The 26,087-nt window shown below is 32.0% G+C and carries 22 protein-coding genes; 11 read left to right on the top strand and 11 right to left on the bottom strand.

Annotated features, from left to right (window positions below; genetic code table 11):
* The 5 genes from ACKTST_RS00845 to tyrS all read right to left on the bottom strand — a co-directional run bounded on the left by ACKTST_RS00845 (position 1) and on the right by tyrS (position 7,340).
* Positions 1 to 1,200 carry a GNAT family N-acetyltransferase gene (locus tag ACKTST_RS00845; protein ID WP_408045904.1) on the bottom strand — a complete coding sequence of 400 codons (1,200 nt, stop codon included), beginning with the start codon at positions 1,198 to 1,200 and terminating at the stop codon, positions 1 to 3.
* Between the two features lie 128 nt (positions 1,201 to 1,328).
* Positions 1,329 to 1,778: a hypothetical protein gene (locus ACKTST_RS00840; RefSeq protein ID WP_408045903.1), complete on the bottom strand. Its 450-nt coding sequence runs from the start codon at positions 1,776 to 1,778 to the stop codon at positions 1,329 to 1,331.
* A 12-nt stretch (positions 1,779 to 1,790) separates the two neighbouring features.
* The gene (locus tag ACKTST_RS00835; RefSeq protein WP_408045902.1) at positions 1,791 to 4,841 is read right to left on the bottom strand and encodes a leucine--tRNA ligase; all 3,051 of its coding nucleotides are present in this window, start codon (positions 4,839 to 4,841) and stop codon (positions 1,791 to 1,793) included.
* A gap of 197 nt (positions 4,842 to 5,038) precedes the next feature.
* A complete protein-coding gene (locus tag ACKTST_RS00830; protein WP_408045901.1) occupies positions 5,039 to 5,581 on the bottom strand; it encodes a DUF2911 domain-containing protein in 543 nt (180 codons plus the stop codon).
* Positions 5,582 to 6,035: 454 nt separating this feature from the next.
* Entirely contained in the window at positions 6,036 to 7,340 is a 1,305-nt protein-coding gene (gene tyrS, locus ACKTST_RS00825; protein ID WP_408045900.1) for a tyrosine--tRNA ligase, read from the bottom strand.
* A gap of 62 nt (positions 7,341 to 7,402) precedes the next feature.
* Between tyrS and ACKTST_RS00820 the strand changes: the two genes are divergently transcribed.
* Entirely contained in the window at positions 7,403 to 8,404 is a 1,002-nt protein-coding gene (locus tag ACKTST_RS00820; protein ID WP_408045899.1) for an SDR family oxidoreductase, read from the top strand.
* 5 nt (positions 8,405 to 8,409) lie between these two features.
* Here the strand turns inward: ACKTST_RS00820 and ACKTST_RS00815 are convergent, their stop codons facing one another.
* The 3 genes from ACKTST_RS00815 to ACKTST_RS00805 are packed head-to-tail and all read right to left on the bottom strand — an operon-like array spanning position 8,410 to position 10,948.
* Positions 8,410 to 8,883, bottom strand: coding sequence for a DUF4296 domain-containing protein (locus ACKTST_RS00815; protein WP_408045898.1), 474 nt, complete (start codon positions 8,881 to 8,883; stop codon positions 8,410 to 8,412).
* Positions 8,884 to 10,221 (bottom strand): dihydroorotase, encoded by a 1,338-nt coding sequence (locus ACKTST_RS00810; RefSeq protein ID WP_408045897.1) that lies wholly within the window; start codon positions 10,219 to 10,221, stop codon positions 8,884 to 8,886.
* A gap of 4 nt (positions 10,222 to 10,225) precedes the next feature.
* On the bottom strand, positions 10,226 to 10,948 hold the full coding sequence (locus ACKTST_RS00805) for a polyprenol monophosphomannose synthase (RefSeq protein ID WP_408045896.1): 723 nt from the start codon (positions 10,946 to 10,948) through the stop codon (positions 10,226 to 10,228).
* A gap of 75 nt (positions 10,949 to 11,023) precedes the next feature.
* Between ACKTST_RS00805 and ACKTST_RS00800 the strand changes: the two genes are divergently transcribed.
* The 4 genes from ACKTST_RS00800 (at position 11,024) to ACKTST_RS00785 (ending at position 15,571) form a co-directional block, all read left to right on the top strand.
* On the top strand, positions 11,024 to 11,662 hold the full coding sequence (locus ACKTST_RS00800) for a DUF4271 domain-containing protein (protein ID WP_408045895.1): 639 nt from the start codon (positions 11,024 to 11,026) through the stop codon (positions 11,660 to 11,662).
* A 14-nt stretch (positions 11,663 to 11,676) separates the two neighbouring features.
* Positions 11,677 to 12,423, top strand: a complete 747-nt coding sequence (locus ACKTST_RS00795) for a uroporphyrinogen-III synthase (RefSeq protein WP_408045894.1) — start codon at positions 11,677 to 11,679, stop codon at positions 12,421 to 12,423.
* Between the two features lie 131 nt (positions 12,424 to 12,554).
* Entirely contained in the window at positions 12,555 to 13,439 is an 885-nt protein-coding gene (locus ACKTST_RS00790) for a sterol desaturase family protein (protein WP_408045893.1), read from the top strand.
* A gap of 41 nt (positions 13,440 to 13,480) precedes the next feature.
* Positions 13,481 to 15,571 carry a S46 family peptidase gene (locus ACKTST_RS00785; RefSeq protein ID WP_408045892.1) on the top strand — a complete coding sequence of 697 codons (2,091 nt, stop codon included), beginning with the start codon at positions 13,481 to 13,483 and terminating at the stop codon, positions 15,569 to 15,571.
* 108 nt (positions 15,572 to 15,679) lie between these two features.
* On the opposite strand, the gene ACKTST_RS00780 is transcribed toward ACKTST_RS00785, so the two are convergent.
* The 3 genes from ACKTST_RS00780 to ACKTST_RS00770 are packed head-to-tail and all read right to left on the bottom strand — an operon-like array spanning position 15,680 to position 18,824.
* Complete coding sequence (locus ACKTST_RS00780; protein WP_408045891.1) at positions 15,680 to 16,948, bottom strand: POTRA domain-containing protein; 1,269 nt, start codon at positions 16,946 to 16,948, stop codon at positions 15,680 to 15,682.
* A complete protein-coding gene (locus ACKTST_RS00775; RefSeq protein WP_408045890.1) occupies positions 16,935 to 17,933 on the bottom strand; it encodes a glycoside hydrolase family 113 in 999 nt (332 codons plus the stop codon). The genes ACKTST_RS00780 and ACKTST_RS00775 overlap by 14 nt, the downstream gene beginning before the upstream one ends.
* Positions 17,934 to 17,954: 21 nt before the next feature.
* A complete protein-coding gene (locus ACKTST_RS00770) occupies positions 17,955 to 18,824 on the bottom strand; it encodes a transporter (RefSeq protein ID WP_408045889.1) in 870 nt (289 codons plus the stop codon).
* Positions 18,825 to 18,966: 142 nt separating this feature from the next.
* Here ACKTST_RS00770 and ACKTST_RS00765 point away from each other — a divergent pair, with 142 nt between their 5' ends.
* From ACKTST_RS00765 to ACKTST_RS00740, 6 genes are read left to right on the top strand one after another with little or no spacing between them, the layout of a single operon-like run.
* Positions 18,967 to 20,307: an NAD(P)/FAD-dependent oxidoreductase gene (locus ACKTST_RS00765; RefSeq protein ID WP_408045888.1), complete on the top strand. Its 1,341-nt coding sequence runs from the start codon at positions 18,967 to 18,969 to the stop codon at positions 20,305 to 20,307.
* A 5-nt stretch (positions 20,308 to 20,312) separates the two neighbouring features.
* The gene (locus tag ACKTST_RS00760) at positions 20,313 to 21,938 is read left to right on the top strand and encodes a 4Fe-4S binding protein (protein WP_408045887.1); all 1,626 of its coding nucleotides are present in this window, start codon (positions 20,313 to 20,315) and stop codon (positions 21,936 to 21,938) included.
* 40 nt (positions 21,939 to 21,978) lie between these two features.
* Complete coding sequence (locus ACKTST_RS00755; RefSeq protein ID WP_408045886.1) at positions 21,979 to 22,437, top strand: toxin-antitoxin system YwqK family antitoxin; 459 nt, start codon at positions 21,979 to 21,981, stop codon at positions 22,435 to 22,437.
* A 3-nt stretch (positions 22,438 to 22,440) separates the two neighbouring features.
* Entirely contained in the window at positions 22,441 to 23,136 is a 696-nt protein-coding gene (locus ACKTST_RS00750; RefSeq protein ID WP_408045885.1) for a glycosyltransferase family 2 protein, read from the top strand.
* Entirely contained in the window at positions 23,136 to 24,626 is a 1,491-nt protein-coding gene (locus tag ACKTST_RS00745; protein ID WP_408045884.1) for a cellulose synthase family protein, read from the top strand. Before ACKTST_RS00750 ends, ACKTST_RS00745 begins: the two co-directional genes overlap by 1 nt.
* Positions 24,626 to 26,041 (top strand): mannosyltransferase, encoded by a 1,416-nt coding sequence (locus ACKTST_RS00740; protein ID WP_408045883.1) that lies wholly within the window; start codon positions 24,626 to 24,628, stop codon positions 26,039 to 26,041. Before ACKTST_RS00745 ends, ACKTST_RS00740 begins: the two co-directional genes overlap by 1 nt.
* Positions 26,042 to 26,087 lie beyond the last annotated feature (46 nt).

The raw sequence follows: 26,087 nt of genomic DNA, 5'->3' as shown, positions 1-26,087 counted from the left end.
TTACACTACTTTTTCTATATGTTTAAAAGGCTTTTTTTGATTGAATTCTGTTGGTTGAATCTTTTTCAAAAACAAGCTTAAAATCCTATTCGGAATACTGTTTTTATGTCGTAAATAAATGGTTAAATCTTGCGGAACCGCTCCTACAGAACTTTTAATTTCACTAGCAGTTCTACCAAAATTAATGGTTTTTAGTTGATGTTTTATTGATAAAGAAATATAATCGTACAACATTCGCTGATAAATAGCATAGGTTTTATTATACTGATAATCGATACCTACAAAATGCGCATCTAACGAGTTTTGACTAATAATTCCTGATAAAAATCCAACCAATTTATCTTCTAACCAATAGGCTTTTACAATGTAATTATCTCCTAAATTTTCTTTTAAGAGCTTATAGGTTTCTAAATTAAAATCTCCCAAATTAAAACTCGCTTTGTTAGATACTGTTTTGTACAACAACGTCATTTCTGGTAATAGCTGTTCTAAATTTTCCGTTTGAACATCTACCACTCGCAAATCAGCACTTTGTTTTAACGCTCTTCTTGCTTTTACTCTAAATTTGGTTTTAAAAGCTGCTAAATAATCATCAAACGTATGCCAATTGTCTTCTAAAACCAATAGCATATTCGGATCTACGTTAAAAGAATTGTACCCTTCTTTATACAGTGTATCGGTAATAAAAAGCGATTCGTTTACAAAATCTTTTAGCATAAAAGCATCTATTGTGTTCTTTGAAACTTCCTTTTCAAAATCGATAATAGCTTGTGCTATTTCTTTTAAAACTTGCTTTTTGTCTTGATTGTGTTTGATGAAAACTCCGTGTTCGCCACTTACAAAAGTATTACCACAAGTAAGTACTTTAAAAGGTCTTTCGGATGGTAGAATATGGAGTTTCCTTCCCATACATTTTACCCATTCTACAATTGATTGTAAATTATTCTGAACACTTTCTAGGTAAAAATCTATTACTTGAACCGTTGCTAAAGCAATTGCATTTTTTGCTTCATCAAACAATAAAATATAAGCGAATTGAATTTGTGGATTTCCTTTTTCTAGCGCAGCTAAATAATTAGGGTGGAAATATAAATTATCAGAACATTGAAGTTCTTGCCAAACTTCTTCAGGAATATCATCAACCGACGAAAAATAACATACGTTCGATGATTTTTTTTTACACAATAGTTTACTTACCAAATCCCTTAAATTAATTGAGTGTAAATTACTAAAAGTTTATCAATTATTTCTTTTTCAAATTTTTCTAAAACAAAGCAAAAAACCACTGCTAAAATAACAGTGGTTTTTTTTAATGGATGTTTTTGCAATTATTTACAATAAGGTATTGTAACAAAACCTTCTACAAAATTATCTGCGCTCGAATCTGCTTTTAATTTTACTGTAATCTCGTTGCTTGTAATTCTAACAACCTCAACAGTTCCTTGAAAATAATTTATAGGTGTCGTGCCTTTTTTATTAAAAATAACGTTTACATCCTTATAAATTCCTAGTTCAGGTTTCACATAAGCAGAAATTGCCAATTCAAAATTAAAAATATCTGAATTACAATTCGCTTCAACGTTGGTAATATTTATTGAAACTTCATCACCAGACATAAATGCTTTACCTCCTTGAGCTGTAAAACTCGTACCAAATACTTTTCCTGATAGTTTTGTGTTTGCTATTCCTGAAATATCTGAATCATTATCAGAACAAGCGCTTATAAATAGCATTGAACACACTAAAACTACATAGCTAATTTTAAAAATTCTTCTCATTTTTTATACTAATTATCCTACAATATTGATGATTTTACCCGGAACAATAATTACTTTCTTTGGCTCACGTCCTTGTAATTGTTGTTGTGTTTTTTCGTGTGCCATCACTACTTTTTCTATCTCGTCTTTGCTTAAATCTAGTGGTAACTCTAAAGTAAAACGCATTTTTCCATTGAAAGAAACCGGATAGTTTTTAGAGCTCTCAACCAAGTGTTTTTCTTCAAATTTTGGAAAATCTACGGTTGAAATTGATTCGCTATGTCCTAACTGACTCCATAATTCTTCTGCGATATGCGGTGCATACGGAGAAATTAATACTAACAATGGTTCTAAAATAGCACGTTTGTTACATTTTAAAGCCGACAACTCGTTTACCGCAATCATAAAAGTAGAAACGGATGTGTTGAACGAGAAATTCTCAATATCTTCTTCTACTTTCTTAATTGTTTTATGTAAGGTTTTTAACTCGTCTTTGGTTGGTTCTGCATCAGAAACGTTGATACCGTTTTCATCTGTGAATAATTTCCATAATTTCTTTAGGAAAGAATATACTCCTGAAATCCCTGAGGTTTTCCAAGGTTTTGTTTGCTCTAACGGTCCTAAGAACATTTCAAATAAACGTAAACTGTCTGCTCCGTATTCTTCACAAATTAAATCTGGATTTACAACATTGTATTTCGATTTCGACATTTTTTCAACCTCGCGAGAAACTTTAAAAGTTCCGTCTTCTTCATAGATAAATTCTGCATCTTTAAATTCTGGTCTCCAATTTCTAAAAGCTTCAGTATCTAATTCATCAGATGCATTTACCAAAGACACATCAACATGTATTGACGTACCTTTATCTCCAGTAATGTACCTTTCAGAAACAAAATCATCTCTTTCTTCAGAAGGTAAAACTTTAGAAATAGCATCTTTATATTTAGAATTCTTATATTTAAGAATATCTAAATCGAAACTTTCATTTTCATTTACACCTCTTTCTTTTAAGTATTCCTTTAGATCACGTATTTTATGAGAAATTAAAACTGGTTTATTTAACTTAATTTCTCTTACCATTTCTCCTAATCCTACTGAACCTTCTTCACTACCATCCAATTTTTCGTAAAAAATTATACTATCAACCCTTTCCACAAAAGCAGAAGTTCCTAAGATCATTCCTTGGTTGATGAGTTTTTTAGCAAATTCATCCACAGGTAACAACCCTCTATCAAATAAGAATTTTTGCCAAAAACGCGCATATAATAAGTGTCCTGTAGCATGTTCAGAACCTCCAATATATAAATCTATTTGCTTCCAATAGTCAACCGCTTCTTTACTCACAAACTCTCCTTCGTTGTTTGAGTCCATATAACGGTTAAAATACCAAGAACTTCCTGCCCACCCCGGCATTGTGTTTAGTTCTAGTGGAAAAACAGTTTCGTTGTCTATCAACTCATTACTCACTACTTTGTTCTCAATACTATTCCATGCCCAAACCTCAGCATTTCCTAGTGGTGGTTTTCCATCTTCAGTTGGTAAGTATTTTTCAACTTCTGGCAATACAATTGGCAAATGCTTTGCATCAATCATTTGCGGCATTCCGTCTTTGTAATATACTGGGAAAGGTTCTCCCCAATAACGTTGACGACTAAATACAGCATCGCGTAAACGATAGTTTATCTTTCCGTAACCAAATCCTCGTTTTTCCAATTCATAGATTACGGTTTTCATTCCTTTCTTATAATTTAAACCATCTAAGAAATCAGAGTTTGCTAATTTAATTCCATCTTTAGCATCGTTCGCTTTTTCAGAAATATCAACATCTGCAAAAATATTCGGAATCTCTAATCCGAAGTGTTTTGCAAAATCGTAATCACGTTGGTCACCACATGGTACTGCCATAACTGCTCCTGTACCGTAGCTTGCTAATACATAATCACCAATCCAAATCGGTACTTGTTTTCCTGTAAAAGGATGCAACGCATACGCACCTGTAAACACTCCTGAAATAGTTTTTACATCTGCCATACGATCACGCTCTGAACGTTTTGCTGTAGCTTCTACATAAGCTTCTACAGCCTCTTTTTGTTCTGCAGTGGTAATTTTCGCCACCAAGTCATGCTCTGGAGCTAAGGTCATAAAAGACACTCCAAAAATAGTATCAGGACGTGTTGTGAATACGTCTATTTTAGCATCATGACCATCCACATCAAAAGCAACCATTGCTCCTTGCGAACGACCGATCCAGTTAGTTTGAGAATCTTTTAATGGCTGTGGCCAATCAATATTTTGTAATCCGTCTAATAAACGTTGTGCATACGCAGAAATTCGCATAGACCATTGGGTCATTTTTTTACGAACTACAGGGTGTCCTCCACGTTCTGAAACTCCATTTACAATTTCATCGTTTGCTAATACCGTTCCTAGTGCTGGACACCAGTTTACTTCGGTATCAGATAAAAATGTTAAACGGTATTGTAATAATATTTCTTGTTGTTCTTTGTCAGAAAAGCTCTTCCATTCTTCCGCAGAAAACACCTTAATATCTTCATCAGAAACGGCATTTACATTTGCATTTCCTTCTGCTTCAAACTTAGCTACTAACGTTGCAATATCTTCTGCTTTATCCGTGTCTTTGTTATACCAAGAGTTGAATAGTTGAATAAAAATCCACTGCGTCCATTTGTAGTACTTAGGATCTGAAGTACGAACTTCGCGAGACCAATCGAACGAAAACCCGATATTATCTAACTGACGACGGTAAGTTTTAATATTCGTTTCTGTCGTAATAGCTGGATGCTGCCCTGTTTGAATCGCATATTGTTCAGCAGGTAATCCGAAAGAGTCATATCCTTGTGGATGCAATACATTAAACCCTTTATGGCGCTTATAGCGCGCATAGATATCAGATGCGATATATCCTAACGGGTGCCCTACGTGTAATCCTGCTCCTGATGGATAAGGAAACATGTCTAACACATAATATTTTGGTTTATCAGAATTATTTTCAGCTTTAAATGTTTGGTTTGTTGCCCAAAATTCTTGCCACTTCTTTTCTATTTCTTGATGATTGTATTGCATTATCTTATTTTGGTTTCAGTCATTACGAGAAATGAAATAACAAAGTAATCTTTGTTTGAGATTACTTCACTTAGCTCGCAATGACGTGATTTTGAAGCTGCAAATTTACAATTATCGTTTGGAAGTGAAAAGCCATAAAAACAAAAAGGCTTTATTGGTAAATAACCAACAAAGCCTTTTACATAATTTATTAAATTTTATCCTTTAACAGGCACCGTAACTATCGTGTCACCCCACCCTAAGTACATGTTAAAAGTATCATCTTCTCCTTCAAATACAATTGAAAAAACTTCAATAGATTTATTGGCTTTAGACACTGTTCCTTTAACTCTAACAACATCATCTGATTCGTTATAAAAAAATGCTCCCCAAACATTGGTTGAGGTATTTAAAATAACCGTCCACTCTTTGTCTCCAGGAATCGTAAACATCGTGTAAGTTCCTGATTTTACCTCTTTACCTCCAAAAACTACATCTTTATAAAATGTGATTTCGGTAGCTTCATCAGCTCCTGTTCTCCATATTTTTCCTGCTGGAGCAAGTTTAGCTAACGATCGTTTTTTTAATTGAGGTCGGCTATAAATAACTTTTACTTTTTTATCTATAACCCTATAACTACTTGGGTATGTAGCAGCATCCATAGGACTTTTATCTAGCCCAGGAAATTTTTGTGCTGCTACTTCATTAGACAACACCAGCATTACAGCGAATATGATGATTGATAAAATTGAATTTTTCATCTCTATATTTTTTAATTATTCATAAAGTATTTAAGATACTTTCTTCTAGTTTTCAGGCTACTAAAATACAAATACAAACGATTTTTAAAAGTTAAGACCTCTAAAGTTTGTTTTTTATTTTTATTTATTCTAAATAAAATATTTATATTTGCGCAGATTTTTACAAATACAATGATCGTTTTTTACACTCAAACTAAGAAAGAAATCCCTGTTTATCAGATAAAAACAACAACTAAAGTAACTACTACATGTAGTGCTGTTTGCAGTAGCAATTGTATTAAACCAAAAAATAAATGCTGTAATAAATATCAGAAAAAAGGAGTTAATTGTAAAAGATGCCCTTTAACTTATGATTTTAAGGCAGTTTCATAAAAATTTTCACTTGTTTATATATTACAAAAAAGCCCTTAAAAGAAATTTCTTTTAAGGGCTTTTAGTTTTACTCTATTTTTAACTATTCTACTCTTAATAAGAAATAGTTTTTCTTTCCTCTTTGTAACAGAACATATTTATCAGCAATTAAGTCTTTTGACGTAATTACGAATTCTTCGTTTACTTTTTCTTTATTTACTGATATTGAGCTTTCTTTTAAAGCTCTACGAGCATCTCCGTTTGATTTTAAAAACCCTGTTTTGGCTGCCAATGCTGCAATCATATCTAAACCTTCATTTATATCTTCTTGAGAAACTTCAGCTTGTGGCACACCATCAAATACATCTAAAAAAGTCTGTTCATCTAAACTCTTCAAATCTTCAGCAGTTGATTTTCCGAATAAAATATTTGAAGCTGCTATAGCTTTATCTAGCTCTTCTTTAGAGTGTACAAAAGTAGTTACTTCTTCAGCTAACTTCTTTTGTAAAGCTCTTTGATGCGGCGCTTCTTTATGTTCTGAAATTAAAGCATCAATTGTTTCTTTATCTAAAAACGTAAAGATTTTGATATACTTTTCTGCATCTTCATCAGAAGTGTTCAACCAAAATTGATAGAATTTATACACCGAAGTTTTATCGGCATCTAACCAAACATTTCCACCTTCAGATTTTCCAAATTTTGAACCGTCGGCTTTGGTAATTAACGGACAAGTTGCTGCAAATGCTTTGGCATTTTCATCGGTGGTCATTCTACGAACCAATTCTGTACCTGTAGTAATATTTCCCCACTGATCAGATCCTCCCATTTGAAGTTTACAATTATGCGTTTTATACAAATGATAAAAATCGTATCCTTGAATTAACTGATATGTAAATTCAGTAAAACTCATTCCGCCGCCACCTTCTCCAGAAATACGTTTTTTAACCGAATCTTTTGCCATCATGTAATTTACAGTAATACGTTTACCTACATCACGAGCAAAATCGATAAAAGAAAATTCTTTCATCCAATCGTAATTATTTACTAAAACTGGAGAGTTTTTTGAACCATTGTCAAAATTTAAAAAACGCCCAAGAGTTCTTTTAATACCAGCTACGTTTTTTGCTAAGGTTTCTTCATTTAACAAGTTACGCTCATCAGATTTTCCTGACGGATCACCAATCATTCCTGTAGCCCCACCTACTAAAGCAACGGGTTTGTGTCCTGCTTTTTCAATATGAACTAATAAAATAATTGGCACCAAGCTACCAATATGCAACGAATCTGAAGTAGGATCAAAACCGATATATGCTGTGGTCATTTCATTTTGCAATTGCTCTTCAGTTCCTGGCATTATATCGTGAATCATTCCACGCCAACGTAATTCTTCTACTAAATTCTTGGTCATTTTTCTTTGATTTTAAAGACGCAAAGATAAGTTTATCAACTAAAAAAAACTAAATTCGCTGTATGATTTTAGTTACCGGGGGAACAGGTTTAGTAGGTTCGCATTTGTTGTTTCATTTAAGCGAAAAACACGAGGTTATTCGAGCTATTTATAGAACGGATGAAAAGCGTGAGCACGTTAAAAAAATCTTTTCTTTTTATACAGATGATGTACAACACTCTTTTTCTAAAATTCAATGGGTGAAAGCTGATATTGCTGACGTTACTTCATTAGCCCCTGTTTTTACTAATATTACTGAAGTGTATCATTGTGCTGCCTTGGTGTCTTTTAACCCGAGAGATTACAGAAAAATGCGTCAGGTTAATATTGACGGAACCGCAAACTTGATTAATTTTTCGATTGAAGGAACTGTAAAAAAATTCTGTTTTGTAAGCTCAATCGCTGCGGTAGGCGATGCCATAAATGGCAAGCCAATAACTGAAGAAAACGAATGGAATGATGCTTCTGAAAACCACGGATATGCTATAACCAAATATGGTGCTGAAATGGAAGTTTGGAGAGGAAGTCAAGAAGGTTTAGATGTTGTAATAGTAAACCCGGGAGTGATTTTAGGTAGCGGATTTTGGCAAGAAGGCTCAGGAAAATTATTTACACAAATATATAACGGATTTAAATTTTACACCGAAGGCGTTACGGGATTTGTTGGCGTAAAAGGTGTGGTAAAATCGATGATTCAATTAATGAATTCCAACATTAAAAATGAGCGTTTTGTTTTAGTTTCAGAAAATAAATCGTTTAAAGAAATTTTGTTTGCTATCGCTGACGGACTCAATAAAAAAAGACCTTCAATAAAAACAGGTAAACTAGCTACAGAACTGTTTTGGAGACTTGATTGGCTACTCACCAAATTAACTGGAAAAGAACCTTTGTTAACTAAAAATTCAGCAAAATCTTCTCATAACAAATCTTATTATTCTGCTGAAAAAATTAAAGAAATGTTAGAATTCAAGCTTGAGTCAATAAATTCAGTCATTAAAAATATTTGTACTGATTACAAAAGATAAATTATTTACGTTTTACCTTTAATTTTTCCTTTATTATTTAATAACTCATTAGGAATCTCTTTTGGTAACAATTTTTTCTTGTAAAGTGAATCTTTATTTAGTTTAACTTTTCCCTCTAATCTTTTTAAAGAATCTTTAACTGATTGTTCTTCTCTGTACAAAACATCTAAAGAATCAATGTTCGATTTTACTCTTTTTAAAATATCAGTGTATTCATCAACTTTTGAAGTATAATAAGCGTTGCTTAAATCAAAACGTGTACTATCAATTTTGTATTTTTCATACACCAAAACCACATAGTTCTTTTCTCGTTGTAAAAACTTATTCTTTTGATTTTTTGCTGATGAAGCTATATACATATCAGTTAATAAAGAAACCATCGAATCTTTCGGAATCAAATTTTCTGGTTTTTTATAAATCGTATTGCTGGTACACGAAACCAACAACAAACCAACAGCTATGTATAAAACAACTCTCATTTATCTATTAAATAATAATCTTTTTCCCTTAACTTCTTCGTTAAAATTCCCTTGATTAAACATCAAATTTCCGTTTACAAAAGTATGGGTTATTTGATTTGAAAACTCAACTCCTTCAAACGGAGACCAACCACATTTATATAAAACATTCTCATTTGCAACCGTCCATTTTTTGTCAGTATCCACCAAAACTAAATCAGCATAAAAACCTTCTTTGATAAATCCTCTTTTTTCAATTTTGAAGATTTTTGCTGGATTATGGCTCATTTTTTCCACCGCTTTTTCAATCGACAACACACCTTCTTTCACTTTTTCTAAAACAGCAATAACAGCATGTTGCACTAACGGACCTCCACTAGGTGCTTTGGTATACACGTTGTCTTTTTCTTCTAAAGTATGCGGAGCATGATCGGTAGCAATAATATCAATCCTATCATCTAATAAGGCTTTCCATAATCCGTCTTTATCTTTTTGAGTTTTTACTGCGGGATTCCACTTTATATGAGTTCCTTTTTTGTCATAATCTGCATCGGTAAACCATAAATGGTGCACACAAACCTCAGCAGTAATTTGTTTTTCTTCTAAGGGAATATCATTTCTGAATAAATGCGTTTCTTTCTCGGTAGATAAGTGAAAAATATGTAAACGCGCACCTGTTTTCTTCGCTAACTCTATCGCTTTTGAAGATGATAAATAACATGCTTCTTCACTACGGATTAACGGGTGATATTTTACAGGAATATCTTCCCCATACTTTGCTTTATATTCCTCAGTATTTTTTCTAATGGTTGCCTCATCTTCACAGTGCACAGAAATTAACATTTTGGTTGATGAAAATATTTTTTCTAACACTTCTTCATTATCAACCAACATATTTCCTGTTGAGGAACCTAAAAACAACTTAATTCCTGCTACATCTTTCGGATTTGTTTTTAACAACTCTCCTAAATTATCATTCGTTCCACCAAACATAAACGAATAGTTTGCGTACGAAGTTTTAGAGGCAATCTCGAATTTATCTGCTAATAATTCTTGAGTAGTAGCTTGCGGAACTGTATTTGGCATCTCAATAAACGAAGTAATTCCACCAGCAATAGCAGCCTTACTTTCAGTTGCTATATTTGCTTTATGAGTTAAACCAGGTTCACGAAAATGCACCTGATCATCAATCATACCAGGAATTAAGAATTTTCCTTTAGCATCAATTACTTCAACAGAATCTGTAGGAGTTATACTTTCTGCTATTTGCTTAATATATTCTCCTTCTATTAAAACATCACCTTTAAAAATGTTGTTTTCGTTTACGATTTGTGCGTTTTTAAGTAAGTATGATTGCATGTTGTTATTTTGGTAATCCGTTAATTCTCATTTTTATCACTCCAAAGACTGCTTCTCTGATAATTCCTTTACTCAGTTTCGATTTTCCTAAAACTCTATCAGTAAAAATGACCGAAACTTCTCTAATATTAAACTTGTGTTTCCAAGCTTTGTATTTCATTTCAATTTGAAATGCGTATCCAACAAATTTAACCTTATCTAGCTTAATTGTTTCAAGTACTTTTCTTTTATAACATACAAAACCCGCAGTAGTATCATGAATTGGCATTCTGGTTATTAATCGCACGTATTTAGATGCAAAATACGACAACAACACCCTACTCATTGGCCAGTTTACAACATTAACTCCCACTGAATATCGTGACCCTATAGCAACATCAGCTCCTTCATTTTCACATTCATTGTACAATCGGATTAAATCATTAGGGTTGTGCGAAAAATCGGCATCCATTTCTATAATGTAATCGTATTTTTTTTCGATTGCCCATTTAAATCCATGGATATACGCTGTCCCTAATCCGTTTTTGCCAGTTCTTTTCTCAATAAAAAGTTTTTCTGGGAATTCATTTTGTAGTTTTTCTACAATTGTTGCGGTACCGTCAGGAGAATTATCATCAACAACCAACACATGAAATACCTTTTCTTGATTGAAAGCTGCTCGAATAATAGCTTCGATATTTTCTTTTTCGTTATAGGTAGGAATTATGACTAAAGCGTCTGACTTCATGTAATTTTCATATAAAACAGGGCAAAGATACACTAATTTATTACTAATTTTGTGTTAATTAAAAGCAGAAAACGATTGCAAGCAATAGAGAGAATTATTACTAATGATAGCTGGATAACGTTGGTTATTGTATTAGCAATTGTGTTGTTGGCTGTAATGAAAATGCTTAAACCAACAAAACTATACGGTTATTCTATAGCTTTTATTACTTCTGGTTTTTTTCATAAAAGAATGGAAGAAAGAGCTTCTTTTTTTTCTCCTTTTAACTTGTTATTATTCTTTTTTACAACACTCATTATCTCTTTATTTTTATACTTAACCATCGTTGCTGAACTTTACACACAAAGTTTTTTATCTTTTTCAGGTGTATTCTTCTTTGTTCTTGTGTATTTTTTAGTCAGGTTTTTGTTAGATTATATCATATCTCACGTATTAGGGTTATCTTCAATAATTAGTTATTTCCTATATACAAAATCTGGATATTTATATGTGTTAAGTATGTGGTTATTCCCCGTAATCATATTATACCAATACACGTTTACTAATAAATTATTCTTAATTTCCTCTTTCTGTGTTTTACTTATTATTAGGGCATTTTTAATACTAAGCAACAATAAAAAGCTTGTTATTAGCAAGTTGTTTTATTTTATTTTGTACTTTTGCACCCTTGAAATAGCACCGCTATTAATTCTTTATAAAACAACAACTACGTAATAAAGAGAAAGTTTATGAAAGTGAAAACTATTTTAGTCTCTCAACCTAAACCAAAGACAGAAACTTCACCTTATTTCGACTTAGCCGAAAAACAAAAAGTAAAAGTTGACTTTCGTTCATTCATTCATGTCGAAGGTATTCCTGTTAAAGAAGTTAGAGCTCAAAAAGTAGATTTAAAAAACTACACAGCTATTATACTTACAAGTAGAAACGCTGTTGATCATTTTTTCAGAATTGCTGAAGAAATGCGTTTTACTGTGCCTGATGACATGAAATATTTCTGTCAATCTGAAGCGGTTGCTTATTATTTACAAAAGTACGTCGTGTACAGAAAACGTAAGATTTATGTTGGAAACAGAACGTTTCCTGAGTTAACTAAATTAATTAAAAAACACAAAGACGAAAAGTTCTTATTACCATCTTCAGACAAATTAAAAGATTTAATTCCTGAAGAATTAGACAAATTAGGAGTTGATTGGAAACGTGCTGATTTGTACAGAACTGTTGTAAGCGACTTATCTGATTTAGAAGATGTTTTTTATGATATTTTAGTATTCTTTAGTCCATCAGGTATTGATAGTTTATTTGAAAACTTCCCTGATTTCAAACAAAACAATACTAGAATAGCTGTTTTTGGTAACACTACTGAAAAAGCTGTTGAAGATAGAGGTTTACGTGTAGATATTGCTGCACCAACCCCAGAAACACCTTCAATGACAATGGCTTTAGAAAAGTACATTAAAGAAGTAAACAAAAAGTAGGCAACTACTCACAAAATAAAAAACCGCTAGATTACTAGCGGTTTTTTATTTTTTACCCTATTTGTAACCGAGGTAACATTTTAAACCTATCTATTTACTTACTTTTATAAAAATATTTTCTTACTAAAACAATGAACAAATACCTTGACATTATAAAAAACTCTTATTCTGATTACTGGAACTACTTAAAGCAATCTGTTTTATTTGAATTGAACTGGGAAAATTATTTTTATGGTTTAATTGTAATTTCTTTGATTGTTTGGGGATTAGAAATCATTTTTCCTTGGCGAAAAAATCAATCGTTATTTCGAAAAGATTTTTGGTTAGATACCTTTTATATGTTTTTTAATTTCTTTTTGTTAAACCTCATCGTTTTAATAGCATTATCTAACACAGCAGCACAATTATTTAACGATGTTTTAGGTGTTGTTGGTTTATCAATTTCAGATTTCCAGTTATTCGACATCAATGCGTTTCCGTATTGGGCAAGATTATTAGTTTTCTTCATTATTATTGACTTTATTCAGTGGTTTACCCACACGCTTTTACACAGATATGAGTTTTTATGGAACTTCCACAAAGTACATCATTCAGTAAAACAAATGGGATTCGCAGCTCACTTACGCTACCATTGGATGGAACCCGTTGTCTATAACTCTATGAAATATATTCCGCTTGCAATTATGGGTGGATTTACCGCACAAGATGTGGCCTTTGTTCATTTTTTTAATATTACCATCGGGCATTTAAACCATGCAAATATTAATTGGGATTACGGATGGTTAAAATACATCTTAAACAACCCGCGAATGCATATTTGGCATCATGCAAAAGAACTTCCAGAGGACAGAAAAATGGGAGTCAACTTCGGAATTACTTTAAGTATTTGGGATTACCTTTTCAAAACCAATTACATTCCATACAACGGAAGAGATATTGAAATTGGGTTTGAAGGTGATGAACATTTTCCACAGGATTTTATCAGTCAAGAAATCTATCCTCTTAACAAAAAATAAAATAGGGAATTGTATCTTTATCCGATAAATAACAAAATCAGATGAAGTACATAAAAATTCTATTCTTATTTCTAGTTGTTCAAGTAGCTGCACAACAAGGTGGAATGTGGATTCCTTCACTCTTAGAAGGAATGAACGAACAAGAAATGAAATCGTTAGGTGGTAAATTAACCGCTAAAGATATTTACGATGTAAACAACTCAAGTTTAAAAGATGCTATCGGGCATTTCAACGGAGGTTGTACTAGTGAAGTAATTTCCAATAAAGGATTAATCTTAACGAACCACCACTGTGGTTTCGGGCAAATTCAATCGCATTCTTCTTTAGAAAACGATTATTTAAAAGATGGTTTTTGGGCAATGAATTTAAATGAAGAATTGCCAAATGAAAACTTATATGTTGAATTTATTGTTCGTATTGATGATGTAACCAATCAAGCGTTAGCGAATGTTACGGATGCAATGACTGAGCGCGAAAAGCAATCAACAATCGACAAAAACATTAATGAGCTTACTAAAACAGTACAAAAAGAAGAGTGGCAACATGTAAAAGTGCGTCCATTTTACAAAGGAAATCAGTATTTCTTATTTGTAACTGAAAAGTTTGAAGATGTTCGTTTGGTTGGAGCTCCACCTAGCAGTATTGGTAAATTTGGTAGCGATACCGATAACTGGGTATTCCCACGTCATACAGGAGATTTTTCTTTATTCAGAATTTATGCTGACAAAAACAATCGCCCTGCAAAATATAGTAAAGACAACATTCCATACACACCAAAACACTTTTTACCAGTGTCTTTAGACGGAGTAGAAGAAGGTGATTTTACCATGGTTTTTGGGTTCCCTGGTCGTACTAACGAGTATTTACCAGCTACAGCTATCAAACATATCACTCAAGAATTTAACCCAAGTAATATTGCTATTAGAGAAGCTGCATTAAAAGAGATTGATGCACAAATGAAAGCTAGCGATGCTATTAGAATTAAATACGCATCTAAACAAGCACGTATTGCCAACGCTTGGAAAAAGTGGATTGGTGAAAACCTAGGGATTCAAAAAAGTAACGCGATTGCTCAACGTAAAGCTTTTGAAGCTACCTTTAACAAAGCATTACAAGAAAAAGGTTTAGAAGGAAAGTATGGTGACATTTTACCTCAGTTTGAAACTTTATATAAAGACTTTGCAAACATCAATATTAAAAGACGAAATTTTATTGAAGTATTTTTAGTAACCAACGAATTGATGCAAATGGCGTTTAGAACCTATCAATTTGAACAAGCTATAACTAAAAAACCAGAAGATTTTGAAAAAGCAAAAACTTCTTTAATTACTACTTTAAAAGGAATTCAAAAAAATTACGATGCTTCTGTAGATAAAGGAGTTTTTACGAATGTAATGCCTTTTTACACTAAAAATAGTGATGCTTCAATTTATGAAAAAACAGCTTTTACCGATTTAGAAAAAGCTCTACAATTATTAGATGGCGATGCAAACCAAGTTGTTGAAAATCTTAATAAAGATGCGGCATACCTATATGCAAAACCTATGATTGAAGAGTTTTACACTACGATTAATCCTGAATTTCAACAAAAAAACGAGCCTATTACTGCCTTGCAAAAAACATACATGAAAGCGTTGATGGAAGCCTTACCTAACGCTCGTTATTTCCCAGATGCAAATAGTACTTTACGTGTAACTTACGGTCAAGTGCGTGGGTATTCTCCAAGAGATGCTGTCTATTATAATCCTGTAAGTTACTTAGATGGTGTTATTGAAAAATACGTTCCTGGAGATTATGAATTTGACGTACCAAAAAAGTTACGTGATTTATACGATGCAAAAGATTACGGACAGTATACCGATAAAAACGGAAAAGTTCCTGTGTGTTTCTTAGGAACCAACCATACCACAGGAGGGAACTCTGGAAGTCCTGCAATTGATGCAAACGGAAATTTAGTAGGATTAAACTTTGACCGTGTTTGGGAAGGAACTATGAGTGATATTAACTACGATCCTGAAATTTGTAGAAACATCATGGTAGATCTTCGTTATGTATTGTTTATTATTGATAAATATGCAGGCGCTAAACACTTAATTGATGAAATGAAATTGGTACATCCAAAGAAAAAATAAGATTTTAATATTCGTCATTGCGAAAAAACTAAAAAAAGAAGTTTTTGTGGCAATCTTTATTTTTAAGAGATTACTTCAGCCATTAGGCTTCGTAATGACGAGTATACTTTAAAAATACTGTCCAACTCCAAAGACAAACCCTTTAGAAGAGTTCGGAGTTAAACCATGTCCATAATCAATTCTAAAAACTGCATTGAATATCTTTTTATTAATAAATCGAAGTCCAATTCCTGAGTAAATCCTCACATTATTACTATCAATAAAATCCGAAAAACTACCTCCAGGGTTTCTCCAAGTACCAAAATCAGTAAAAATATTTCCTTGAAGTATAAACCACTTCTTTTCGTACAACGTATGTCTATATTCTGAGTTTAAAACAATGCTTCCAGTACCTCTATCAACCAAAATTCCAACACCTCTTAAGTTCACATTATTATCTAATGCAAAGGGCGCAAAAGGTGTTTTATCATTTGAAGATAGTCCAATTCTTAAACGGTTAGCCCAGTTACCTTTGCTCCCAATACGTTTGTAATAAAATAAATCGTTCCAAAACACTAAAAAATCGTTTTGATATTCATTTTCGGAAGTAACATACTGTCCGTAAAACTGAGTTTTAAATCCGTTGATGTATTGGTAGTAGTAATCTAAATTATTGTAGGTATAAATTAGTTTGAACAACTGTTTGTTTACATCTAAATTTTGTGGAACATTCGAAGAAATAGCACCTGTTAAATAGCTGTATTTTTCTTTGAAAAAATTAATTCCAAATTGTAGCTGATGCTTATTGTTTACTTGATACAAGGCAAGCGTTTCAAAAGAGATATTTTGATAACGATAATTTGCAGTTCCATTTTCAAAATACAGCGGTTCTTCACTATTCCAATTTTGATGGTGAAATGCTATTCCCCATTTTCTTGAAAACAAGGTCGGTGCTCTAAGATTAATTCCGTAAGAATCAAATCCGTTATTCTGATAAAAACCACCAAAAACAATGTTTCTACCTAAGAAATTATAATCGCTAATTCCTATTTTATAGGCTAATCTTTTATTTGTGGTAGTCCATAAATTGAATTCAGGAATGATTGTGAAATTTTCTTCAACTTTTACAACAACTTCGTTTTTGTTGTCTTCTAATCGAATAACCTCGTAATAAACATGCGATATAGCAGGTAAACGTTTTAATCGTATTATCTCTTCGTTTAGTTGAATAGAATCTAATACTGTATTTTCTTTAAAAAAAAGTATCTTTTTTAACTCGTTAACTTTTGTTTTTTTTGCTCCTTTAATCGTAATTTTTTCAATCATTTGTTCTTGTGCAGAACAAACAACTGTAACAAAAATTAATAACAAAAAAAATGTGTTGTTAATGAGTTTCATAAGTTTGTTTAATTACTTTTTCAGCAGGTTTATTTTGAGGTGTAAATCTGTTATTCTCTATCCCACCAACTTCATCATAGTTCATAAACCATTTCCAAAGAAACCCACCTGCGAACCAATCTTCTTTCCAAAACTGATTATAAATTGCTTGTAATGCTTTTGATTGATTTTCTAAATTTACTTGTCCTTCAACTCTGTTGGAATCCCACGGTTCTTTTCCTGTGTAATCTATACTTCGGTAACCATATTCTGTAAATAAAACAGGTTTACGAACCTCTTCCCTAACTTTTTTAATTTCTTCTTTATGCTTTTGCCATCCGTTTTCAAAATCCTGAATAGAAGGCGATTGTTTTTCACTTAACGGAAAATATGCATCAATACCAATAAAATCTAACTCTTTCCAAAAAGGAGTTCTTTTAAATTCATCCCAATTTGCTGCATAGGTAAGTTTTCCTGAATATACTTTTCTAATTTTTTTAATCAACTGCTTCCAATACTCAGGTCTATTTTCTATAAACTTTTCAAGTTCTGTTCCTATACAGAAAATATCCGCTTTAATTTCTTCTGCTGTTTTTGCAAAATTTAAAATAAAGGCCTCGTATGTTGTTTCTAAAGTTTTCCAATTTTCTTCAGAGGTCATTTCAATTTTACCTGTATAGGTTCCTTTATGTACCCATATTTGAGGTTTAACCATTATTTTAAACGATTCTTTTTCTAATTCATAAGCATATTGCTTTAAACCTTCATCCGTTTCTCCAAACCATTGCCATTTTGCGTTGTAATTTACTTTGGGGGAAGAAATATCTCGAATAAAACCAAAAGGCATCAACGCTATATAATTCGCTGACACCTTTTTTATGGGTTGAATATGCTCTTTGTTTATCACTTCTGAAGAAGCCACAAAACTAATTCCGTTTATTTTTTTTGTTTGACTAGAGCATGATACACACACTAAAACAACGAATAGGAGTCTGCAAATTTTCATAACTCCAAGATAATCATATTTTTAAAACAATGCTCTTAGTCCTAAATTAAAACTTTGCCCTAAACCGTTGTCAGTTCCTCTTACAAACTTGCTGTATAGTATTTCTAAGTTTAAAATTTTTGAAAGTTGATACTTCCCTCCTAAACCTAAAGCAGTATAATCTTGCGTAAAATCTCCAAATCTTTGTGAATGTTGTACAAATCCTAAAATGGTAGATTTATCAGATGGAAAATAACTCATAAAAACTGCTGGAACTAACAAAAATGTATTATTAGCAAAACTAGTTTCTTCACCAAAACTATACTCTGTATTCAACTCTGTAAATAATTGCCATTTTCCACTATCAAATGTATAATCATAGAAAAATCTATTTTGGAATATCCAGCTGCTTTGATCTAAAAACACATTGTTTTCTGATTCTTTTTCAACTAATGGAATATGAATTGCCGATTGTATAGAAAAATTACCAACACTCTCTATAGGTTGCCATTTAATAGTTGGAGCAATAGACGTAATTCCTTTTCTTTCTGAATTTGGATCATCATTCAAACTAAAAACTGATAATGCTTGTCTTCCACCAATCGTATTAGAACGAAACTCAACAATAGCACCAATATTAATTCTATTATTCGCTGAAATTCCTGTAAAAGCTTCAATAGTTGATGTGAAATAATTTTCTCTAAATTTATCTTGAGAATCTCCATTACTATTCGCAAACTTTGTTTCTGTATATAAATTGTTAAACCATTTAATATCCCACTGTCCCTTGTTTAATAATTTTGAAGGAGTATATGTTTGAATATTAGATTTTGTATCGTTTTCTTGGGAATACCCATTAGAAACAAATAAGGAACTAGCTACAATAAAAGCTAAAGCGATTTTATTTTTCATGATTAAAAATTTAACAATTAGTTGCTGAGTCGTTGGCTTGAGAAAACTCTTACAGATGTTTTTTATTTATATTCATTCTAAATTTAAGCTTCAGTTTTAAGTTCTTAACTTTAACAACGACCTAATTCGCAAATCAACTTATATGGAACACGTTGTAATAATTGGTAATGGAATTTCAGGAGTAACTGCCGCAAGACATATTAGAAAGTTATCTGATAAAAAAATTACCATCGTTTCTGGTGAAACTGATTATTTCTTTTCGAGAACCGCTCTTATGTACGTTTACATGGGGCACATGAAGTTTGAACATACACAACCCTACGAATCTTGGTTTTGGAAAAAAAACAACATCGAGTTAAAAAAAGGGTTTGTTACTAAAGTTCATACCTCTAACAAAGAGCTAGAATTTACAAACGGTGAAAAACTATCGTATGACACCTTAATTATTGCTACGGGGTCAAAACCCAACAAATTTGGTTGGCCTGGACAAGATTTAAAAGGTGTTATGGGAATGTACCATAAACAAGATCTTGAAAATTTAGAAAAATATGCTCCAGATAATAAAACGTGTAAAAGAGCTGTCATAGTTGGTGGTGGGTTGATTGGAATTGAATTGGCTGAAATGTTACACAGCAGAAATATTCCCGTAACTTTTTTAGTGAGAGAAAGTAGTTTTTGGAACGGAGTATTGCCTGAGCAAGAATCGGCAATGATTAACAGAGAAATCTTAGACAATCATATCGATTTACGTTTGGGTGTGAATTTAAAAGAAATTAAAGCAGATGCGAACGGTAAAGCAACATCGGTTGTTATCGCTGAAACAGGTGAGGAAATTGCTTGTGATGTCGTTGGACTAACCGCAGGAGTTTCACCTAACATCGATTTTATAAAAAACTCTGGTATTGAAACAGGTAGAGGCGTAAAAGTGAATCGTTTTTTAGAAACCAACATCAAAGACATTTATGCTATTGGTGATTGTGCTGAACAGCATGAAGCTATTGATCAACGCCGACCAATTGAAGCGGTTTGGTACACTGGTAGAATGATGGGTGAAACCGTTGCACAAACTATTTGCGGAAATCATATTGAATACAAACCTGGTCATTGGTTTAATTCTGCTAAGTTTATCGATATTGAATATCAAACCTACGGTTGGGTTTGGGCACAACCTAAAGAAAATGAAGCCCGTTTTTATTGGGAACACGAAAGTGGTAAAAAATGTATTCATATAAATTATGATAAGAATTCAAGAGAGTTTATTGGCATAAACACCTTCGGAATTAGAATGCGTCATGAGTTTTTTGATAAAATTCTTACCGAAAAAAAGACTGTAGATTACGTTTTAGAACATTTAGCCGATGCTAATTTTGATCCTGAATTCTACAAACTTCACGAACCAGAAATCGTAGCAAAATTCAACAAAGAAAACAATACTAACATCCAACTTAAAAAGAAAAGTTGGGCTAGAATCTTTAGCGCATAATTAATATGAAAGCAATAAAACAAACAGGGTTAGTTATTTTTTTAATTGCCTTATCTATATTTACAGGAAGTATTTTCTTAGGTTCTTTTAATTTAACTTCTAGTGAGTTAGATTCGTTTTTACAAGAAAAGAATTATAAAAGTGAAATCATAAAAGAAGAACTTACAAAAGCTACAGTTACCTCTGAAAAACTAAACATTTTTGAGTTTTCTAGCAGGGTACGAAATGCATATCAAACTTCAAACGATCATTATGATGCACTCATTGCAAAATACGATGCCGAAAAAAATTGGGATGCTAAAGGGCAACAATATCAATATAAAATCTACGGAAAACCTCATACACTCAGTTTTGATTTAGCAAAAAAAGCAGGAAAAGGGTTTGTAAAAGAAAACCAAGCTGTATTGTGGTGGCTAACTTTCGGATTAGGAATTTTAGGCGCTTTACTATTCATTTTTCCTAACCTTAATTTATTAGGAAGAAATGCAGGGATAAAAAACAACGGAATTTATTTAGAGTCCGCAACTAATAGAGGAGCTATCGCGTGGTTGGTATTAGTGTATTTAGTTGTATTCTACTTATTACTTTATTTTATGCCCGATTATGTAGTGAATTGGACGTATATATTAGACCCTATCAGTAAGACGTTAAATGGTGGTTTAGCCTCTCAATGGTTTGTGTATGGTTTCTTATACTGTGCAATCATGGTGGTTATGGCTACAAGAATGTATATTAAATACAGACACAATAAATATCAAGTTATAAGAACTACTTCTGTGTTATTTTTTCAAATAGTATTTGCCTTTTTAATTCCAGAAATTATGACCAGCTTAAACATGCCTGGGTATGATTTTAAAAACGCTTTTCCGTTAGATTATGATTTCTTCTTTGAATGGAACTTAGACAGCTTAAGAAATAGTGGAACAATTGGTCTATTCATTTTAGTTTGGGGAATTATACTTACACTTATAATTGTTCCTGTAATGGTCTATTTCTTCGGAAAACGTTGGTACTGTTCTTGGGTTTGTGGTTGTGGTGGACTTGCAGAAACTTTAGGGGATCCATACAGACAACATTCAGACAAGAGTATAAAAGCATGGAAATTGGAACGCTGGTTAATTCATTCAGTGTTAGTATTTTCTTTAGTAATGACTTTAGTCACTTTATACTGTTATTTTACAGGGGCGGATTCTTTTATCGGAATTAAATCGCAATGGATTAAAGACACTTACAGTTTCTTAATCGGAGCTTGGTTTGCAGGGGTAATCGGTACTGGTTTTTATCCAATCTTCGGAAACCGTGTTTGGTGTCGTTTTGGTTGTCCGTTAGCAGCATATATGGGGCTCGTTCAACGCTTTAAATCTCGTTTTAGAATTACCACCAATGGAGGTCAATGTATTTCTTGCGGAAATTGTTCTACCTATTGCGAGCAAGGTATTGATGTGCGTTCTTATGCTCAAAAAGGAGAAAACATTGTGCGTGCTAGTTGTGTAGGATGTGGAATTTGTTCAGCGGTTTGTCCTCGTGGAGTTTTAAAATTAGAAAACGGTCCTGAAAAAGGGCGTATCAATCCTACTGAAGTTTTATTAGGGAATGATGTTGACTTGATGAAATTGGTAAATGATAAATAAGCTATTTCATAATTGTAATTGTCTAAAAGAAATACTACTTATGGTATTATTTCTTTTTTCGCTACAGGTCTTTTCTCAAAAAACATATCATAAAGCTTTTTACTCCAACGGAAATATAAAAGAAGAAGGTTGGTTACAAAACGACAAAAAAATAAATTACTGGAAGTTCTATTATAAAAACGGAACTCTAAAAAAAGAAGGACATTTTAAAAACAATCTTCAAACAAAATATTGGTGCTTTTACCGTAAAGACGCTTCTAAAGAAAAAGAAGGGCATTTTATAAATGGAACGCAGAATAAATGGTGGTTGTTTTATGATACTAATGGAAATGTAAATCATAAATGTCAATTGAAAAACAATAAAAAAAACGGGTTTTGTTTACTTTATAAAAATCAGCAACTGGTAAAAGCTGTAAAATTTAAAAACGGTAAAAAACTAAAAGAGTGGAGTAATTTATCTTCTTTTGCAAAAGATAATAATGTCAATGATTTAAAATAACCAATGAATAAACAAGCAATAACAGTAATAATACCCGCTTATAACGAGCAAGATTCTATTGCGAATGTAATTAACGATATTCCTGCCATAGTAAATGAGGTAATTGTTGTAAGTAATAATTCTACTGATAATACTGAGCTTAACGCTAAAAATGCAGGAGCTACCGTATTAACCGAAAATAGAAAGGGGTATGGATATGCTTGTTTAAAGGGAATGGAATATGCAGCTAAGCAAAAAAACAAACCTGATATTATTGTCTTTCTTGATGGAGATTATTCTGATTATCCTGAGCAGCTCACCGAAATTGTGAGTCCTATTATTAACGATGATCTCGATTTTGTTATTGGTTCTAGAGTAAAAGAATTACGAGAACAAGGTTCGATGACACCACAGCAAATATTTGGAAATTGGTTAGCAACCTCATTAATGAAACTATTTTTTAATGCAAAGTTTACCGATTTAGGTCCGTTTAGAGCCATAAAATACAATAAACTTCTCCAGTTAAAAATGGAAGATAAAACCTACGGATGGACAGTTGAAATGCAATTAAAAGCGTTAAAACAACAACTAAGCTATACCGAAATCCCTGTAAAATATAGAAATAGGATTGGAGTTTCAAAAGTTTCGGGCACAGTAAAAGGTAGTATATTAGCAGGCGTTAAAATATTAGGTTGGATATTTAAATACAGTTTTAAATAATGGTTTTAGATTATATTATAATTTCAGTTTACACTATTTCTTTAGTGTTAATACTTATGTATGCTTTAGCACAATTAAATTTACTGTTTAATTACTTAAAAGCGCGAAAAAAAGAAGATAATAGTCCAAAATTTGATTTATCAAAACCAGAAGAAACTCCTTATGTAACCATTCAATTACCAGTGTTTAATGAACTGTATGTAATGGAACGTTTGTTAGATAATATTTCTAAGATACGATATCCAAAAGACAAGTTAGAAATTCAGGTTTTAGATGATTCTACTGATGAATCAGTAATTTCAACAGCGAAACAGATTGAGAAACTTCAACAAACAGGATTAGACATTCAACATATTAGAAGAGAAAATCGTGTTGGATTTAAAGCAGGTGCTTTAAAAGAAGGATTAACAACTGCTAAAGGAGAATTTATAGCCATTTTTGATGCCGATTTTTTACCTGAAGAAGATTGGTTAGAAAAAACTATTCCGCATTTTAAAAACTCAGCAATTGGCGTTGTACAAACACGTTGGGGACATATCAACAGAAACTATTCAACTTTAACTAAAATTCAAGCATTTGCTTTAGATGCGCATTTTACCCTAGAACAAGTTGGAAGAAACAGTCAAGGACATTTTATCAATTTTAATGGAACAGCTGGTGTTTGGCGGAAAGAATGTATTTACGATGCTGGTAACTGGGAAGGAGATACGTTAACCGAAGATTTAGATTTAAGTTACCGTGCGCAACTTAAAAAATGGAAGTTTAAGTATTTAGAAGATGTTGTTACTCCTGCTGAACTCCCTGTAATTATCAGTGCAGCACGTTCACAACAATTCCGTTGGAATAAAGGTGGCGCTGAGAATTTTCAAAAAATGCTAAAGAGAATCATTACAAGTAAAACCATTTCATTCAAAACAAAAATCCATGGAATTTTACACTTGCTAAACAGTTCTATGTTTACTTGTATATTTTTGGTGGCTGTTTTAAGTATTCCAATGTTGTATATTAAAAATGAATATGCACATTTAAAAATGTACTTTTTAGTAATGAGTTTCTTTGTAATTAGCACCCTCATTTTCTTTGTTTGCTACTGGTTTATGTACAAACGAACCTACGGTGGTGGTTTTGTTAATTTTATAAAGTACATCGGGGCATTTTTCTCGTTTTTCTCAATAGCAATGGGATTTTCTTTGCACAATACCATTGCCGTTTTAGAAGGTCATATTGGTAAAAAAAGTGAATTTGTTCGTACGCCAAAATTCAATATAAAATCGTTAAGCGACAGTTGGAAAAACAATAAATACATTCGTAAAAAACCATCTACCAATGTGATTATTGAAGGTTTGCTGGCCTTATATTTTGCCTTTGGAATGTATAGCGCTTTTGTTGTTGGAGATCAAGGTGGAGATTTTGGTTTATTTCCGTTTCACTTAATGTTATTTATAGGATTTAGCTACGTTTTTTACAAATCTATTTTCTCTAAAGCTTAATGAGTTTTAAAAAGAAATACATAAATGCTATTGTAATTTTTCTAAGCGTCTTATTGTATTTCTACGTTGCTTATTTTTTAGAAAGAACACAATTTTACATCTTAGTTTTTTTATGGAGTATTTTATTTGCTACCTCTTATTTTCTTTGGAAAAAGAATAGCAATAACTTTCAGTTTTTAGCGACTATTTCTTTTCTTTTTAGATTGGTTTTCTTGTTTGCAATCCCCAATTTATCGCAAGACTTCTATCGATTTATTTGGGATGGTCGACTAATTTTTGAAGGATTGAATCCTTATTTATCGTTACCTGAAACTTTTATTGAACAACAAAATTACCCCATAAATCAGGCAGTAGAATTGTACAGCGGAATGGGAACAATGAACGGAAGTCATTATACCAACTATCCTCCATTAAATCAATTGTTTTTTTTTATTGCTGCAATGTTTTCTAATAATAACATTTTAGGAAGTGCTGTTGTAATGAGAATTCTAATAATTTTAGCTGATGTTGGAATTTTATACTTCGGAAAAAAGCTACTTAAAAAACTGAATTTACCAATTAATTCAATCTTTCTATATATATTAAATCCGTTTATCATTATCGAGTTAACAGGAAACCTTCATTTTGAATCGGTAATGTTATTCTTCTTAGTTTGGTCTTTGTATTTATTATCTCTAAGAAAATGGATGTATTCAGCAATAGTATTAGCTTGTTCTGTTTCAGTAAAATTAATTCCGTTACTTTTTTTACCATTGTTCTTTCAATGGTTTGTAAATAAAAAAACAACCTTATTTAAAAGCTTACAACAATTGTTTGGTTTTTACTTCTTAACTATTGGAACTACCATCTTACTTTTCACACCTTTTTTTTCTTCAAATTTAATAGACAACTATACAAACTCAGTTGGTTTATGGTTTAGGAATTTTGAATTTAATGCCAGTTTTTACTACATCGCAAGAGAAATAGGCTATCTGTTTAGAGGGTATAACGAAATAGCTATCATTGGAAAAATAACACCGATACTAACAATCCTATTTTTAGTAATCATTACTTTTTTTAGGAAAAACTCCACCTTTAAAGAACTCATAACAGCGATGTTATTCGGGCTTTCTTTTTACTATTTCACTACTACAACCATGCATCCTTGGTATATAGCAACATTATTAATTTTATCTGTATTTACAAATTATCGATTTCCTGTTGTATGGAGTTTTGTAATCATATTAAGTTATCAAGCTTATGCCAATACGCCTTGGAAAGAAAATTTATGGTTTGTAACTATTGAATACTTAGCTGTTTATGGGTTTTTACTTTGGGAGATACTCATAAAAAAACCCACTCAAAAAACTCTGAGTGGGAAAAATTGCTATGAAAAAGAAAAAGAAAGTGGTCTTTCAACCACAATTCAAATATAAATAAGTTTTTCTTTACTTCAAATACTTTTTATAAAAATTTTAATCT

Source organism: Tenacibaculum crassostreae, assembly GCF_964512405.1.
Taxonomy (GTDB): domain Bacteria; phylum Bacteroidota; class Bacteroidia; order Flavobacteriales; family Flavobacteriaceae; genus Polaribacter; species Polaribacter crassostreae.
This window is presented reverse-complemented; position numbering and strand designations above follow the sequence as displayed.